Below are 16055 nucleotides of genomic sequence, written 5' to 3' on the forward strand. Positions count from 1 at the left end.
TGATGTGTATGTTTGGCAGAAAATTGAAGTTTGCTGACATTTATTCTGCTGGTACTGTAGATGTAGAAGTTTTGAACCTTCAAATTCAAAAAAGGTTGAAACGAAGAAAGATATTGGATTTAACCTTGAGGTATACGATCCTTACACTTGGGGCTTTCATCATGATCTATCCCATGCTGTGGCTTTTTGGTGCTTCTTTCAAAACAAATGCCGAGATTTTCACATCCATATGGTTTGTTCCTCCAAGGTTTGATTTTTCTGTTTACGCACAAGCGTGGAAAACAGGTACCCAATATACACTTGGACATTACTTTCTGAACACTTTTCGATTTGTCTTGCCGAGGGTTATTTTCACAGTAATATCTTCAGTTATAGTCGCGTACGGTTTTGCGCGCTTCAATTTTCCGTTGAAGAAGTTCTTGTTTGGACTTATGATATCAACTATGTTTTTACCGTGGGTCGTAAGGATCATACCAATGTATTTGTTCTGGAGAAATCTTGGACTTCTTGATACGTTTGTCCCGCTGTATGCACACACTATTTTTGCAAACGAAGCTTTCTTTGTCTTTATGCTTATTCAATTTTTCAGAACACTTCCAAAGGAATTGGATGAAGCTGCAGTTATAGATGGATGCAACTCCTTTCAGGTTTTGATCAAGATTCTTCTTCCAAATATTAAGCCCGCGGTTATATCTGTTGGGCTATTCCAATTTATGTGGTCAATGAACGATTTTCTTGGACCATTAATTTACATTTCAAGTGTTGAGAAATATCCAATTCAAATTGCTCTAAGAATGGCTATAGATGCAACTGCTGGTGTTGAGTGGAATGTCATCATAGCTATGTCATTGATAGCGTTAATGCCATCGATAATCATTTTCTTTGCTGCTCAAAAGTACTTCGTTCGTGGCGTTGCCACAACAGGTTTAAAGGGATGATGAGAGGGGAGAAAAATGGATGCAAGAATACTTTCTGTTACCAGTCGAACAGCTACGATCGAGCTGGTCAGCGATTATTGTTATTTCCTACCTTTTGAGTGCGAAATATTTGCAAATGGGAAAAGCTATGGAAAGATTAACAGAAATGTTTTTACGATACACAACCTTGAGCCAGATCAAGAATACATCTTACTTCTGAAAAAAGATGAAGAAAAATTGGCAGATCTAACTTTTAGAACTGAACCAGAAAGCTTTGTTGTTGATGTTCGAGATTTTGGAGCGAAAGGTGATGGAAAAACTTTGGATACATTTGCCGTTCAAGCAGCCATTATGTCCTGTCCTGAAGGAGGAACAGTTGTTTTTCCACCAGGAACATATCTGTTGACACCTGTTTTTCTTAAAAGCAATCTGACCATAGAAATACAAAAGGATGCTGTTTTACTTGGGGTGTCGGAGAGAACATTGTATCCTATTCTTCCAGGTTTGTTGAGTTCGAAGCTTGGGGAAATTTATCTTTCTTCCTGGGAAGGTGAACCTGCCGAAAGTTTTGCAAGTTTAGTGACAGGAATTGGTGTGGAAAACGTCCGAATAATCGGTCAAGGCGTTATTGATGCAAATGCTAATTTTGATGATTGGTGGTTTAATCCAAAGGTTAAAAGAATTGCCTGGCGACCTAGAAGTATTTTTTTGAATCGTTGCAAAAATATTTTGATTGAAGGTATAACCATTAGGAATTCTCCTTCTTGGACAGTGCATCCTCTGTTTTGCAAAGATTTGAAGCTTTTGACGCTCAACATTGTTAATCCAAAGAATTCTCCAAATACTGATGGTATTAATCCGGAATCTTGTTCAAATGTTCTAATAGCAGGTTGCCGAATATCTGTTGGAGATGATTGTGTTGCTGTGAAAGCTGGAAAATACGAGGTAAAACAAAAGTTCGATGTGCCTTCTGAAAACATAGAAATTAGAAATTGTTTGATGGAACATGGACATGGTGCAGTTGTAATAGGCAGCGAAATGTCTTGTGGTGTGAGGAATGTAAAGGTTAGCAACTGCCTTTTTGTAAATACCGATAGAGGACTTAGAATAAAAACCAGAAGAGAAAGGGGAGGGTACGTGGATGAAATAGAGTTAAAAAATGTGCAAATGAATGGTGTTTTCGTTCCTTTGGCTATTAATTGCTTCTACAATTGTGGGGCAGATTACGATCCTTTGTACTCGTCGGATAAAGTTGTTGCTGACGTGAACGAAAGAACACCAACTATAGGATCCATTGTTATGAAAAATGTTTTATGCGAAGATGTAAAATCAATGGCTGCGTTTGTCTATGGTTTACCGGAGAAAAAGATTGAAAAGATATACATGGAGAATGTAAGGATTGAAATTTCCAAAGAATGTGAAGTTTTCAATCCAGAAATGTTTGATGGAGTCCAACCAGTTTGTAGACAAGGTTTACTGTTCAAAAACGTTGATAAGCTTGTTCTTAAAAATGTGGTAGTTGAAAATCAAGTAGGAGAAAAAATTATGACGATAAATGTTGACAAACTCGTTGAGGAGGGATGAGAAATGGAAATAAGATACCAGGTTCATCCGGATGATTTTCGCAGGTATGATACGAACCAAGTGCGTGAAAAGTTTCTTGTTGAAAAAATTTTTGCTGAAGACGACATATGTTTGGTTTATTCGCATGCTGACAGAATAATTTTTGGTGGGATCATGCCTGTCAATAAGGTCTTGAGCTTAAACGTTGGAAACCAAATCAGAGCGGAATATTTTCTCGAAAGAAGAGAACTTGGAATTATAAACATTGGTGGGAATGGTGTGGTTTCAGTTGATGGAATAAGCTATGAACTGGCCAACAAAGATGGATTATACATTGGCATGGGAGCTAGGGTTATAGAATTTTCATCGAAAGATTCGAATAAACCTGCAAAGTTTTTCATTTGTTCCACACCTGCACATACCTCATACCCAACTGTGAAGATTGAGATAATCAAAGCCAATCCTGTTAAACTTGGCGATGTGGCAACAGCCAACAGGAGGACGATATATCAATATGTGCATCCAGCAGTTTGCAAAAGTTGCCAGCTTACGATGGGATTGACTGTTCTTGAGCCTGGATCTGTGTGGAATACAATGCCACCTCACACTCACGAAAGAAGATCCGAAGTTTACTTTTACTTTGATCTTGGCCCAAACGATCGTGTATTTCATTTCATTGGGTTGCCATCTGAAACAAAACACATTGTTGTAGCAAATGAGCAAGCGGTTATTTCACCAAGTTGGTCCATTCACTCAGGAGTTGGAACCCGAAATTATGCTTTCATATGGTGCATGGCGGGCGAGAACCAAAAATTTGACGACATGGATGCAGTGCCGATGGAAGTCCTAAGGTAAAACAGGTGGTGAAGATGAAGTACGAGAAAGTCGAACGATTTATCAACGAATATCTCTCAAGTTATAAACCGTATAAAGGTCGATGGTGCTATGAAGATGGCTGTGTTTTGAAAGGGAGCTGGGATCTTTATCGCGTAACCGGCAACCAAAGATACCTAGATTTTGTTTCAAGTTATTTTGAAAATTTCATCGATGAACAGGGAAATGTAAAAGGTTATAATTTGGAAAACTACGCATTGGATGATATATGCCCAGCAAGCGTGTTAATTGATTTTTATGAAATTGAGAAAAAGGAAAAATACCGCAAAGCTTTGGATCTCTTTTACAAACAAATAATCTCCCATCCAAGAACCAAAATAGGAAATTTTTGGCACAAAAAGATATACCCTAATCAAATTTGGTTGGATGGCCTTTACATGGTTATGCCTTTCTATACCAAATATGCCAAGAAATTTCTCAACTTCGAGGAAGCCTTGAAAGACATTGTTAATCAGTTTTTGAACGTGCGCAAATATATGTGGGATGAGAAGAAGAAATTGTACTACCATGGTTATGATGAATCTAGAGTACAAGAATGGGCTGATAAAATAACTGGTTTATCGAAATCGTTTTGGGCTAGGGCTCAAGGTTGGTTTATGATGGCTCTAGTTGATGTATTAGATGCAATTACTGATATTGATAAATCACAATATTTTAATTCGCTTGCTGATATCTTCGTAGAAGCGGCGTATGGTTTGATCAATTACCAAGATGAAGAAACTGGCATGTGGTACCAGGTGATTGATCAAGTTAGGCCTGACAATTATCTTGAAACTTCCGCTACTTTAATGTTTGCCTACAGTTTTCTCAAAGGTTTCAGATTGGGTTTGTTAGGATCTGAATTTAAAGACAGAGGTTTGAAAGCTTTTGATGGTACCGTTAAAAAATATTTGGTGGAAAAGGATGGAAAGCTGTCCTTACATGGCATATGCAGTGTGGCTGGACTTGGTTGGTATGAGAATCGCTATAGAGACGGTTCATACAAATATTACCTTTCTGAAAAGGTTGTCAGTGATGATCCCAAAGGCGTGGGACCGTTGATGATGGCTTACTCAGAATTGTTGAATATTTCCTAAAGTAGTAAATGCAAACAATTTCATACCCGGCTATGAAGGCCGGGTTTTTGTTTGGGTTGACTTAAAGTTCAAAAAGTGGATAATTTTATTTGGAGGTGCTGAATATGGATATTAAGAAAATCGATAAGTTTATTTTTCAGATAAAGGGGAAAAACGTTGATGCCATAGTGTTCACTGACCAAGAAACTATCAGTAACCCTGACTTTCGCGAAGCTCTTCAGCAAATTGTCAACGTCACGCACATGCCGGGTATCGTTGCTGCCATAGCCATGCCTGACATTCACTGGGGTTATGGATTTCCAATCGGTGGTGTTGGTGTTTTCGATGCTGAAAAAGGAGTTATTTCACCTGGTGGAATAGGTTTTGACATCAACTGTGGAGTTAGGTTGATGAAAACGAATTTAACTTATGAACAAGTTAAACCAGTACTTAGAAAGCTTCTTGAAGAAATTTTTGACTCTGTTCCGGTTGGGGTTGGAGCGAGGGGAGCTGTAGAAATTGACAAGAAAACTTTGAAGGAAATTTGCGAGCTTGGTGCAAGATGGGCTGTTGAAAATGGATATGGAAGTAAAGAAGACCTTCAGAGAATTGAAGACGGTGGGACAGTTGGACCAGCTAACCCAGATGACGTTTCTGATAAAGCCTATGAAAGGGGATTCGACGAGCTTAGCACATTAGGTGCTGGTAATCATTTCATAGAGATTCAAAAAGTTGAGGAAATTTACGACGAAAATGTTGCCAAAGAATTTGGTTTGTTCCAAAATCAAGTTGTGTTTTCAGTACACTGTGGAAGCAGAGGTTTTGGTCATCAGATTGCGACTGATTACATTCAGATAATGCGTGATAAACTTGCCGATCACAACAAAAACTTGCCAGATAAGCAATTGATAAATGCACCGTTCAACCATCCTATTGGTCAAAAGTATTTCAGCGCAATGAATTGCGCGGCAAACTACGCTTTTGCCAACAGGCAAATGATAGGTTTCATGCTGACAAAAGCGGCGAGAAAAGTTTTTCCAAAAGCAGAGGTTACCTTGCTTTACGACGTAGCGCACAACATTGCAAAACTGGAAGTTTACAATGGAAGAAAGTTGATAATTCATCGCAAAGGTGCAACCAGAGCCTTGGGACCAGGTAACCCCATTTTAAACGAGGTTTACAGAGCCATAGGTCAACCGGTTTTAATACCAGGTAGCATGGGCAGTGCTTCCTATGTTTTGGTTGGTACGAAGAAAGCTGAACAAATTTCCTATGGAAGTACCGCACATGGTGCAGGACGTGTTCTTGGAAGAAGAGCCGCTCTTAGGTCGATGAGTTACAAAGATGTTTTACAATCGCTTGCTGAAAAAGGTATCGAAGTTGTGAGCAAAGAAAAGAAGACCTTGGTTGAGGAAGCACCAGAAACTTACAAAGATGTGGATAGAGTTGTTGAAATAGTTGATAGTATAGGTATTTCGAAGAAAGTGGCAAAACTCGTTCCTCTGGGTGTGGTGAAGGGGTGAGAAAAACGTTAAGCACCAAAGCTTTGTTGAATTTGGAAGGCGTTGCGTCAACGCTTCACATTCTGCTGACGCAAGGGGCTGTTTTCACTGGTTTGGCTTTGGCTTTTGGCTTGGATGAATTTTTGCTTGGGGTAGTTGCTTCCTTTCCTATGGTGGCGCAAGTCTTTCAGATCATCATGCCAAGGATAATGTACAAAACCCCAAGACGAGTTTTCCTGGTGAATTTGTTTAACTTGCTTTCGAGATCTCCTTGGATTGTTTTGATGATTTTTTTGCTGTTTCCAAACAGGAAATCTTTTGTATTCGTTTTTATTTTTGCAATTTCGCAAATCTTTGGTACCCTTGCTGGAAATGTTTGGACGTCGTTGGTCAGAGATTTGATACCCGAAAATGAACGTGGGTCTTTCTTTGGGCGCAGAAACGTGTACACCACAATTACGAGTTTGATAGCCTTTTACCTTTACACTTTGCTTATAGAAAAATTCAACGACCCTTTGGGTTATGAACTTGTCATAGGAATCGGTATGGTTGGAATGATTGTATCGCTTTGGGCTATGAAGGATGTGCCGGACGTTCCGATTAAAGTATCTGAATCAAAAGCGGAAATCAAACGTGTCCTTGGTGATTCGAACTTTGTAAAGCTTTGTCGATTTTACTTTTTCTGGAACCTTGTCATAGCTTTTACTTCACCGTTTTTTCCTTATCACCTTTTGAAAAACGTCAAAGTTCCGTTTTCCTACATTGGTATCATGAACATTGTGAACAACTTGGTTGCCATACTTTTTTACATTCTGTGGGGGAAGCTGGCTGATAAATATGGACACAAGACGGTTGCTGTTCTTGGGATTCAAATCGTTGCTTTTACTCCTATGGTTTGGGTTTTGATGAACCAGTTTACTTACAGATATCTAATGGTTGTTGATGCAGTGATGAGTGGTATTGCTTGGTCTGCCATAAATTTGACTTTTTTAACTTTACCAATGGAAGTTGCACACAGCTCTTCATCAGCTTATTTTGCGGTCTATGCTACAACTGGGGGAATAGGAGGCTTGATTGGTGCCTTTCTTGGTGGAGCAATTGCCAAACTTCTTTCTCCGCTTAGTTTTGCATTTTTTGGAATACCTATAGTTGGTCTTCAGTTCATGTTCCTTGCCAGTGGATTTCTTAGGTTGAGCATAATAAAGTTGCTCCTTGCGGTGAAAACTTATAGGTATGTACCCGTTAAAGATCTTCTAACGGATGGTTTATCGTACATTTTCCGAACCAATATTTTCAAGTCTTCGGAAAGCTTGCTGATGCGGCGATTTAGAAAAGTTGTAGAAGAAAAATCAAAGGAAAATGTTGGAGGTGAGAAAAAATGGCGCGTGAAGAGATGGTGGTAGTTCAAATCAAAGGTTCAAAAGTTCTTGTACAAAGAGAAAGAACATCAGCTTGTGGCAGCTGTCCAGCGCACATGCTTTGCACAGGCGATAAGCAATTTGCAAGTATAGAAGCCGATAAAAATGGTTTTGACGTTCAACCCGGCGATCACGTTATAGTTGAAATACCAAACGTGAGTGGTGTAAAAACGGCTCTTTTGCTTTATACGTTTCCAACAATTGTTTTCATCGGCACGCTCATAATCGCCAGCAAATTTCTTACAGAGGTTTATGGCTTGTTCTTAGCTATAGCTGCAGTTGGTTGTTATTATTTCTTTGTAAAGCATTACGATAAAAAGTTTAGAAAAAATTTCAGACCAAAGATAATCGGTTTGGTTAAAGATTCGTCGACAAAAGATCTAGCAGATGACGCTTCTCTTCGTTGATGATTTTCTTTATAGTTTCAACTTCATCGGCAGCATAAGGTATTAGCTCCGAATAGAAAATGATGCTGTCCTTTTCAACATTTATTGCCAAATCAAGTGCTTCTTGCATCGACAGATTTTGTTTCATCTTCTCAAGACTTGGGAATATGGAAACTTCTGCCAAGCTTTTGAGATATCCAACTGTTTCTTCTTCAATCCAACTCGACAATCCACCAATTTTTTGCTCAACTTTTCCAATCAATTCCTTGAATATTTTCTGATGCTCTCTTTCCTGATCCGCAAGTTTTGCAAAGAAATTTTTCAACTTTTCGTTGGTTTGCATTGATGCAAGATTTGTGTAAAATCCATATCCTGTTGATTCAATTTGCAGTGCTATAGACAAAAGATCGCTCAAACTCATCATAACTTTTCCTCCTTTCAGAATTCGGAAAGTTCTAACTGAAGCGATGTGATTGCTTCTAGTATTTCCTTTGGTGTTATGAGCTCTCCTCCAACTTTTGTTACCAACTTTACCTTCAGATTTTTCTTTGTGAGTGCAAGCACTTCCTTTGCGTACTGTCCTAAGTTCATTTCGGCTATCACAACACCATCAACTTGACTTAGAAGTTTCTTGAGTCTTGTTGAAGGCATAGGCCAAATCGTTATCGGTCTGAAAAATCCAACCTTCATTTTGTCTTGTCTTGCGACTTTAACTGCCTTAATGGCGCTTCTTGCCGTCGAACCGTAAGCGACTACAAGTATTTCGGCGTCTTCAACCATGTATTCCTCGTACATGGCTATCTCATCAGCGTGGATCTTGATCTTATTTGATAACCTTCTGACTAGTTTATCGCTGATTTCAAAACTGGCCTGTGGAAAACCGGATTCATCGTGTACCAAACCTGAAACGTGGAAGCGTGCTTTACCCATTTGTACCAAAGGCTGTGGAGTTGGTTCGGCGAAGTCTCTTTCCAAGAACGGTACATATATCTCTTCCTCTTCAAGTTGTTCTTCAGTTAGCCTTGGTATTATTTTCAGCTCTTTGTCTTCAGGCATATCAAAAGTTTCGCGCATGTGGCCAAGGACTTCATCCATCAAAAAGATCACCGGGGTTCTGTACTTTTCAGCAAGGTTGAAAGCTTCTATTATAAGTCTGTAAGTTTCGCCAACACTCCAAGGATACAGCGCTATTATTTCGTGGTCTCCATGGGTTCCCCATCTTGCCTGCATTATGTCTCCTTGAGCTGGACGAGTTGGTAATCCCGTGGAAGGTCCTCCCCTCATCACGTTGACAAAAACACAAGGTGTTTCGGTCATTATCGCATAGCCGATAGCTTCCTGCATCAAGCTGAAACCTGGCCCGCTTGTGGCTGTCATTGATTTGACTCCCGCAAGTGAGGCACCTATTATAGCCGCTGCACTTGCTATTTCGTCTTCCATTTGTATGAAAACCCCTCCGACCTTTGGAAGCTCTCTAGCCATGACTTCTGCTATCTCGGAAGAGGGTGTTATCGGATATCCTGCGTAAAATCTACAGCCAGCTTTTATTGCGCCAATTGCGCAGGCTTCGTTACCTTGCATTAAAACGCGCTTGCTCACTTTTCAACACTCTCCTCGATGGTCTTTCTTTCCACTATCACTATGGCGAAATCTGGGCAAAGATTTTCGCACATTAAGCAGCCTATGCAAGTTGAATGATCTTCCACAACAGGTTCTAAAAGTTTGCCTTTTTTGATTGTGCCGGTTGGGCAAAATCTATAGCATATTCCACACCTTTTACACCATGAATAATTTATCTGCACCAAAAACTGTTTTTTCACCTTTTTCACCTCACTTTATGAGTGCTAGGAAAACACCAGCTGCCATTGCAGATCCAATAACTCCAGCAACGTTTGGACTCATTGCATGCATGAGAATAAAGTTCGTTGGATCCTCTTCAGTTGCGAGTTTTTGGGCAACCCTTGCAGACATGGGCACGGCAGAAACTCCAGCGGCACCTATCAAAGGATTTATCTTTTGCTTGAGAAAGAGGTTCATGAATTTTGCAAAGAGAATGCCTCCGGCAATGGAACATACAAAGGCAAAAGCTCCCAAGGCGAATATCATCAAACTCTGTGGTCGAAGAAATACTTCTGCACGTGCGGAAGCACCCACACAGAGCATTAAAATTATCGTTACTGAATCAAGGATAAACCTGCTTGCACCTTCAACCAATCTCTTGACGTTTCCAGCTTCTCTGAAAAGGTTCCCCAGCATGAGCATACCAATCAAAGGCAAAGCTTGGGGAACTATGAACGCTGAAACAATTGTTACAACAACCGGGAAGGCTATTCTTTCCAAACGGCTGACAGGTCTTGGTGGAGGCATTCTTATCATTCTTTCCTTCTTAGTTGTTAAAAGCTTCGAAACAGGGGGTTGCAGTATCGGGATAAGCGCAATGTAAGAATAAGCGGATATCGCTATGGCTGAAAGAAGTTCTGGAGCAAATTTTGATGTCAGGTAGATAGCAGTTGGTCCATCCGCACTTCCAATTATTCCAATTGAAGCTGCTTGTTTCAAATCAAATCCAATTGCGTTTGCAAGTAGAAAGCTTGTGAAAATACCTATCTGAGCAGCTCCTCCGAGAAAGATGGTTATTGGGTAAGAAAGCATAAAAGAAAAATCAGTTAAAGCACCTATTCCCAAAAAAATAAGTGGAGGGAAGATACCTGTGCTTACTCCTTTTTTTAAATGCCAAATCAAGCCTCCTTCATCCAAAATACCCGTTAAATTTGGTGGTATATTGGCAAGTATGATTCCAAAGGATATGGGAACCAAAAGCAACGGTTCTGCGTCTTTTTTTATCGCTACGTACAAAAGTAAAGCGGCAACGAAATACATGACTAGGTTTCCGAATGTAACTTGGCTGAAAGCCGTTTGTTCAAGAAAACTCCTTATACTTTCGAGCATTTTTAAGACCTCCTGCTTAAATGATTGCTTCTTCCAGTTTTTATTGTATCATTTTTTTGAAAAGAAAAGGAAGGTGGATGTTGTGAAAATTTACACTTTTGACCCCGAAATTTTGAAGAAAAAACTGTATTTTGAACTTGTGAGGGCAAATACCAATGTTGATAACATTGTATTGCAACATCTTGAATCTTATGATGGGCCGTTTGCCGATGTTCTTAAGAAGAATGTCTTTGTGGCGAGGGAAACTGGTTTGCCTCTTTGTCAAGACACTGGGATGGTTGAGTTCTTTGTTTTCTTTGGTCCAAACGTTTTCCTACAAGACATTGTTGCATTGTTGAACCAAGTCGTTCGCGAGGTTTACCTTGAAAACCCCTTCCGTTATGGGGTTGTCAGAGATCCTTTGTTCAAGAGACAAAATACGGGTGACAACACTCCTTGCATCGTTCACTTGATTCAATGGGAAAAACAAAGCATGCAAGTGAGATTTTTGATCAAAGGAGGAGGTAGTGAAAACCTGTCAAGGCTTTTCATGCTTTCTCCAAGTGCGGATAAGAATGAACTTGTAGAAAAAATCGTTCAACATATTGCAGAAAACGGCTGGAATGCATGCCCACCGCTGAAGATAGGAATTGGGATTGGCGGAAGTGCGGAAGAAGCTGTTTTACTGTCAAAAATAGCTTTGACAAGGGATGGTTCAAGTCAGGATGAACAGTATGCCCAACTTGAAAGGGAAATCTTTGAAAAGGTTAACGACCTTTGCATAGGATACCAAGGACTTGGAAAAGGGATCAGCTGCTATTCGGTGAACATAGAGTATGCTCCCACTCATATTGCAACTTTACCTGTGGCAATTTCAGTTGATTGTTATCTTTGCAGGAAGGGGATCTTGGATGTTGAACTTTTTGAGTTTGAATGCGGGTGATTACATTAGATATTCTGGTGAATTTCTTGTAATGAGGGACGCGGCTCAAAAAAGAATTCGCCAAATGTTGAAAGAAGGAAGGGATTTACCCATAGATCTTTCGGGTAAAATAGTTTTCTACGCTGGACCTGCAAAATCAAAGGATGGGAAATTTTCAATAGGACCAACAACAAGTGCAAGGATGGATCAGTATTTGCAAATGCTCTTTGAGTTAGGCGTTGTGGCAACTGTTGGCAAAGGCAAAAGAAGTAAGTTAGCTTGTGAACTTTGCGCAAAGTTCAGGCGAGTTTACTTTGTCGCACCGAGTGGTGCAGCAGCAGCGCTCTCACAGCACGTTGACTCCATTTTGCCAATAGCATTTGAAGATCTTGGACCTGAAGCAATATACCTTTTAAAAGTTAAAGATTTTCCATTGATTGTTGCCATCGATTCGAATGGTCAGACAATTTTCGAGTTGAAAGACCATGAAGATGTGGTAAAATAAAAGCAGAGTCGGGGCGTGGCGCAGGTTGGCTAGCGCGCTTGCATGGGGCGCAAGAGGTCGCTGGTTCAAGTCCAGTCGCCCCGACCAGCGGGAGGCATAAGCCTCCCAATCTTTTTAAATGACATCTTGACCGTGGAATGAATGTAGTGTAATATATAAAGGGTCTTGAAAAGTTAAAATAGCCCCCATCGTCTAGCGGCCTAGGACACTGGCCTTTCAAGCCAGAAGCAGGGGTTCGAATCCCCTTGGGGGCGCCAGAAAAACAAATGGTGGGTGCGTAGCTCAGAGGGAGAGCGTCTGCCTTACAAGCAGAAGGTCGTAGGTTCGAGTCCTGCCGCACCCACCACGAAAGTGGCCAGGTAGCTCAGTTGGTAGAGCACTGGACTGAAAATCCAGGTGTCGGCGGTTCGATTCCGCCCCTGGCCACCATTTTAATTACCTTCCTTGTTTTTCTCTCTCGCTTGTTCCTCAACATTTCCTCGTGAAAAAATCGTCTTGCTTTAGTATAATTGAACTTGTGACAACAATTTTTAGGAGGAATGGCCAAGTTGAAACGCTCAATCGTTTTAGGTATTTTGTTGTTGGTTGTTTTAAACTTTTGCAACACCCTCGTGGTTGTAAAAGAAAAAACTTTGGAGCTGTACGATGTGTCCATACCTTTGCTTCCAACAAAAACCTTTGAAACTGTTTTAGAAAAAGCGATTAAAGTTATCCCGCAAGATTCAAAGATATTTGTGCTTTCTGAGAGAGCTTTGTTAGTTTATACTGTAAGTCAAGATGTGGTTAAAGTTGAATTGTCTGACAGTGCGGTCGATTTCGCGGTTTTGGACGACGGATCAATTGTTGTGGTGAGCAAAACTCGAATTTATTTATACGATTCAAATTTGTCGCTTAGAAATACAACTACGTTGCGTTCTTCTATATTGTTGGCTGATTCCTACAAAAATTTTCCAATTTTTTTGGATACAAGTGGCAAAGTTTTTAGCCTTGACAAAAATTTTTCCAGAATTTGGGAGATATCAGGTCCAGAACCTTTTGTTGGTATCCGTGTTTTGGGAGATTTTTTATACCTATGGTCCAAATCGCAGTTTTACACAATGAAGTTCAACGAAAATGTGCCAGTCCTCGAGTCGAATTCTCGTCTTACGATGGATGTGAGACATGTTGAAAGGTTTAGAAACAACCTTGTACTGCTTGATTCAAAAGGGACACTTTGGCTTGTTAGCCAAAACAATTTGAAAGTTCTTGATAAAATTGACATTAATGCCAGATCTTTTGCAAGTTACGGTGATTACATCTATGCAGTCACTTCTCGTGGAACGATTCAAGTTATAAACGTCCTTTTTACAACCTTAAAATCGCTTCTCACTTTTGGATTTGATGCAAAATTTGTCAGTATTGCTCAAATTGATCGTACAGTTCAGTCCTCACAAGCAAGTCAAGAAGTTTCGAAAATTCCTGAAAGTTCTAAGTTATCTGAAAAATCTCAAGAAGATTACCTTCAGTTCTACAAGATTTTGAATTTACCGTATGAAATCAACTCATCTTGTGTCATCAAAGACGATAAAGTTTACGCATTAACCTTGACTGGAGAGGTTATGATTGCCAACGTTGAAGATGAAAAGGTTGAGAGTAAAAAAGTTGGTTTCATTTTGACATGTGATCCTGTAATGTTGCCATCTGGTCAGATCGTGTTTGGTTCCTGGGACAAAACTGTTTACATTTTTTCTGAAAAAGGAAGAACCACATCTGTTAAGGTAGATTCAACGATCAGCATAGCTGGGGTTGTAACACCGTATGGATTTGGTATTGCAGCGGATGATGGACTATTTTATTTCTTCGATTCTTCTGGGCAAAAGCTTTATCAAGTGATTTTAAGTGGATGGTTGGTTTGTCCGCCGGTTGCCCACGAAAGTTTTGGTGTAATAACTTTGGATTGGCTGGGAATACTCAGACTGATCGGATTTGACGGAAAAGAGATGTGGTCTGTGGTCTTAAAAAGTGCAAAACAAGCTAGTGTTGCTCTTTCAAGCAGATTTGCTTTTGTTTCCATCGATGAGCATCTTTACTGCGTAGAATTGGCTTCAGGAAAGATAGTTTGGACAAGTCAAAACAATGTGACTTTCAAACAGTTGGTCGCAACTGAAACCCATCTTTTTGCACTTGGTGAATCTGGGGATGTTTTTTGTTTTGACTTTTCTGGAAAACAAATTTGGAGCGCGCAACTTAATCCAAGTGTTGGTTTTTTGATCACGCACTCTGGACTTTTGATCGTTGCCACTTTGGACGAAATCGTTTGCTTGAATCAAACCAACGGACAGGTTGTTTATAAAAAACAACTTCCAAGCACAGCAAGCAGCTATCCTGTTTTATCCGAAAAAGGTTATTTAATCATACCTTCAAAAAAGTCTTTGATCGTTTACAAAATAAACGATGTTCCACAGAAAGGTTGGTCCACGTATTTAAAAGATGCCTTCAACAGTGGTTTATTCACCAAAGATTGAATGTAAGATATCTTTGGCCATTTTCGACAATGCGTAGATCACAACTAGAAACTCAAGCCTTCCAAGAAACATCCCAACCATCAAGGTCCAGAGGGTAGATTTTGGCATGTGGTAATTTGTCACACCACAGGAAAGTCCCACACCAGCCAGCGCAGAGGCAAATTCAAACATGGATTCTTCGAGAGAGTATCCTTGTAACATCAAAGCCGTTGAACCAACAACATAAGTTAAGATGTACAAACTACTGACTAAAAACGCTTCTCTAATCAGATCGGCATCCAAATACTTTTTAGTTGTACCTTTCCATATTTCAACATCAAAAACGCTGCCGCGGGGTAAAAAGAACTTTTTGAAAGATGCATGCAGGGTTTTTCCAAGCACTGTGAGCCTGTATTGTTTAATTCCTCCCGAAGTGGAGTCCATACATCCTCCTAGAAGCATTAATATCACCAAAACAAAATGTCCGACGTGGAAGGTCGTCCAGCTTTTCAAATCTGTGGTTGAAAATCCTGTTCCAGTCAAAGCCGAGACAACTTGAAATAAGATTGTACGCAAACCAAGGTTGGCAAAGTTTTGATCGTTAGAAGCTGAGATGAGAATGAGAGTGGATGAAACAAGGATGAGAAATATCATCTGTTTTGGTTCGCTGTTCTTTTTCAAGGCAGTCCAGTTACGTTGCCAAAAAGCGTAATGAATGCCAAAACTCGTCGCGCCAAGGAACATCAGAATAATCAGAACAACTTCTGCAGCCAAGTTGTTGAAAGCAGCGATACTGTCGTTTCTGGTGGAAAATCCCCCTGTTGCAAGTGCTGTGAGTGAGTGGTTTACTGCGTCAAAAAGATTTAATCCCGAAAGCCAAAGTGCTATGGCTCCAGCCAGCGCGTAGCTGAGGTAAATTATCATTATGATTCTGGCTGAACGTCGAACGTTTGGAACTATGTTGTCGACTCGGCCTTCTGCATGATATAGTCCAAAACCAGTTGGACCTATGATTGCACCCATAACGATGATTGCGAATCCTGCTCCGCCAAGAAACTGTGTTATACTTCTCCAAAGAAGAATGGTTTTACACGCAGAGTCTATATCTGGCATGACAGTTAAACCAGTTGTCGTCCAGCCGCTTACGGATTCAAAAAGAGCCCTGTCAAAAGTTAAAACGCGTGCAAAAGTGTATGGTAAAGCGGAAAGGAAGATGACACAAACCCACGAGAGGAACACCATTATGGCTCCTTCTCTGATTGTGATCACTTCTGGGGCATCTTCTGGTCGTTTTACGATGCGAGATAAAATCACAGAAAACATATAACTTATAAAAGTTGAAACAACGAAAGCCCAACCACAAAAGAAAAATTCTTTTGCAAAAACTGAAAAAACCGCCGGTAAAAGCAAAACAAAACAGAAAAGTTTCAAAAGTTTTGACAAAAGATGCAGAACGATGGTGTAAGACTGTACAATCGTCAT

Annotated in this window: 15 protein-coding genes and 4 tRNA genes; 14 read left to right on the top strand and 5 right to left on the bottom strand. The window is 40.1% G+C overall.

Annotated elements, in window-relative coordinates:
- The first annotated feature begins 8 nt into the window (after positions 1-8).
- The 7 genes from THETH_RS01985 to THETH_RS02015 all read left to right on the top strand — a co-directional run bounded on the left by THETH_RS01985 (position 9) and on the right by THETH_RS02015 (position 7756).
- Positions 9-938 carry a carbohydrate ABC transporter permease gene (locus tag THETH_RS01985; protein ID WP_013931714.1) on the top strand — a complete coding sequence of 310 codons (930 nt, stop codon included), beginning with the start codon at positions 9-11 and terminating at the stop codon, positions 936-938.
- Positions 939-953: 15 nt separating this feature from the next.
- A complete protein-coding gene (locus tag THETH_RS01990; protein WP_013931715.1) occupies positions 954-2501 on the top strand; it encodes a glycoside hydrolase family 28 protein in 1548 nt (515 codons plus the stop codon).
- A 3-nt stretch (positions 2502-2504) separates the two neighbouring features.
- Positions 2505-3335, top strand: a complete 831-nt coding sequence (gene kduI / locus THETH_RS01995) for a 5-dehydro-4-deoxy-D-glucuronate isomerase (RefSeq protein WP_013931716.1) — start codon at positions 2505-2507, stop codon at positions 3333-3335.
- Between the two features lie 14 nt (positions 3336-3349).
- The gene (locus THETH_RS02000) at positions 3350-4450 is read left to right on the top strand and encodes a glycoside hydrolase family 88/105 protein (protein WP_013931717.1); all 1101 of its coding nucleotides are present in this window, start codon (positions 3350-3352) and stop codon (positions 4448-4450) included.
- Between the two features lie 104 nt (positions 4451-4554).
- Positions 4555-5952: an RtcB family protein gene (locus THETH_RS02005; RefSeq protein WP_013931718.1), complete on the top strand. Its 1398-nt coding sequence runs from the start codon at positions 4555-4557 to the stop codon at positions 5950-5952.
- Positions 5949-7334, top strand: a complete 1386-nt coding sequence (locus THETH_RS02010) for an MFS transporter (RefSeq protein ID WP_013931719.1) — start codon at positions 5949-5951, stop codon at positions 7332-7334. Before THETH_RS02005 ends, THETH_RS02010 begins: the two co-directional genes overlap by 4 nt.
- The gene (locus THETH_RS02015) at positions 7310-7756 is read left to right on the top strand and encodes a SoxR reducing system RseC family protein (RefSeq protein ID WP_013931720.1); all 447 of its coding nucleotides are present in this window, start codon (positions 7310-7312) and stop codon (positions 7754-7756) included. The genes THETH_RS02010 and THETH_RS02015 overlap by 25 nt, the downstream gene beginning before the upstream one ends.
- Here THETH_RS02015 and THETH_RS02020 read toward each other — a convergent pair.
- The 4 genes from THETH_RS02020 to THETH_RS02035 are packed head-to-tail and all read right to left on the bottom strand — an operon-like array spanning position 7707 to position 10684.
- On the bottom strand, positions 7707-8159 hold the full coding sequence (locus THETH_RS02020) for a ferritin family protein (RefSeq protein WP_013931721.1): 453 nt from the start codon (positions 8157-8159) through the stop codon (positions 7707-7709). The two genes, THETH_RS02015 and THETH_RS02020, sit on opposite strands and share 50 nt — an antisense overlap.
- Positions 8160-8173: 14 nt before the next feature.
- Positions 8174-9334, bottom strand: coding sequence for a 2-oxoacid:acceptor oxidoreductase subunit alpha (locus tag THETH_RS02025; RefSeq protein ID WP_013931722.1), 1161 nt, complete (start codon positions 9332-9334; stop codon positions 8174-8176).
- A complete protein-coding gene (locus THETH_RS02030) occupies positions 9331-9555 on the bottom strand; it encodes a 4Fe-4S dicluster domain-containing protein (protein WP_013931723.1) in 225 nt (74 codons plus the stop codon). Before THETH_RS02030 ends, THETH_RS02025 begins: the two co-directional genes overlap by 4 nt.
- A gap of 10 nt (positions 9556-9565) precedes the next feature.
- Complete coding sequence (locus THETH_RS02035) at positions 9566-10684, bottom strand: sodium ion-translocating decarboxylase subunit beta (RefSeq protein ID WP_013931724.1); 1119 nt, start codon at positions 10682-10684, stop codon at positions 9566-9568.
- Positions 10685-10766: 82 nt separating this feature from the next.
- On the opposite strand from THETH_RS02035, the gene THETH_RS02040 reads away from it, so the two are divergent.
- The 7 genes from THETH_RS02040 to THETH_RS02070 all read left to right on the top strand — a co-directional run bounded on the left by THETH_RS02040 (position 10767) and on the right by THETH_RS02070 (position 14594).
- Positions 10767-11606, top strand: a complete 840-nt coding sequence (locus THETH_RS02040) for a fumarate hydratase (protein WP_013931725.1) — start codon at positions 10767-10769, stop codon at positions 11604-11606.
- Positions 11575-12090, top strand: coding sequence for a FumA C-terminus/TtdB family hydratase beta subunit (locus THETH_RS02045; RefSeq protein ID WP_013931726.1), 516 nt, complete (start codon positions 11575-11577; stop codon positions 12088-12090). The genes THETH_RS02040 and THETH_RS02045 overlap by 32 nt, the downstream gene beginning before the upstream one ends.
- A 9-nt stretch (positions 12091-12099) precedes the next feature.
- Positions 12100-12177: transfer RNA gene (locus THETH_RS02050), tRNA-Pro, on the top strand.
- Positions 12178-12271: 94 nt separating this feature from the next.
- Positions 12272-12347: transfer RNA gene (locus THETH_RS02055), tRNA-Glu, on the top strand.
- 14 nt (positions 12348-12361) lie between these two features.
- Positions 12362-12436: transfer RNA gene (locus tag THETH_RS02060), tRNA-Val, on the top strand.
- 7 nt (positions 12437-12443) lie between these two features.
- A tRNA-Phe gene (locus tag THETH_RS02065) sits at positions 12444-12519 on the top strand.
- Between the two features lie 110 nt (positions 12520-12629).
- Entirely contained in the window at positions 12630-14594 is a 1965-nt protein-coding gene (locus tag THETH_RS02070; RefSeq protein ID WP_041446352.1) for an outer membrane protein assembly factor BamB family protein, read from the top strand.
- Here THETH_RS02070 and THETH_RS02075 read toward each other — a convergent pair.
- On the bottom strand, positions 14577-16055 hold the full coding sequence (locus THETH_RS02075) for a TrkH family potassium uptake protein (protein WP_013931728.1): 1479 nt from the start codon (positions 16053-16055) through the stop codon (positions 14577-14579). The two genes, THETH_RS02070 and THETH_RS02075, sit on opposite strands and share 18 nt — an antisense overlap.

The organism is Pseudothermotoga thermarum DSM 5069 (genome assembly GCF_000217815.1).
GTDB lineage: Bacteria > Thermotogota > Thermotogae > Thermotogales > DSM-5069 > Pseudothermotoga > Pseudothermotoga thermarum.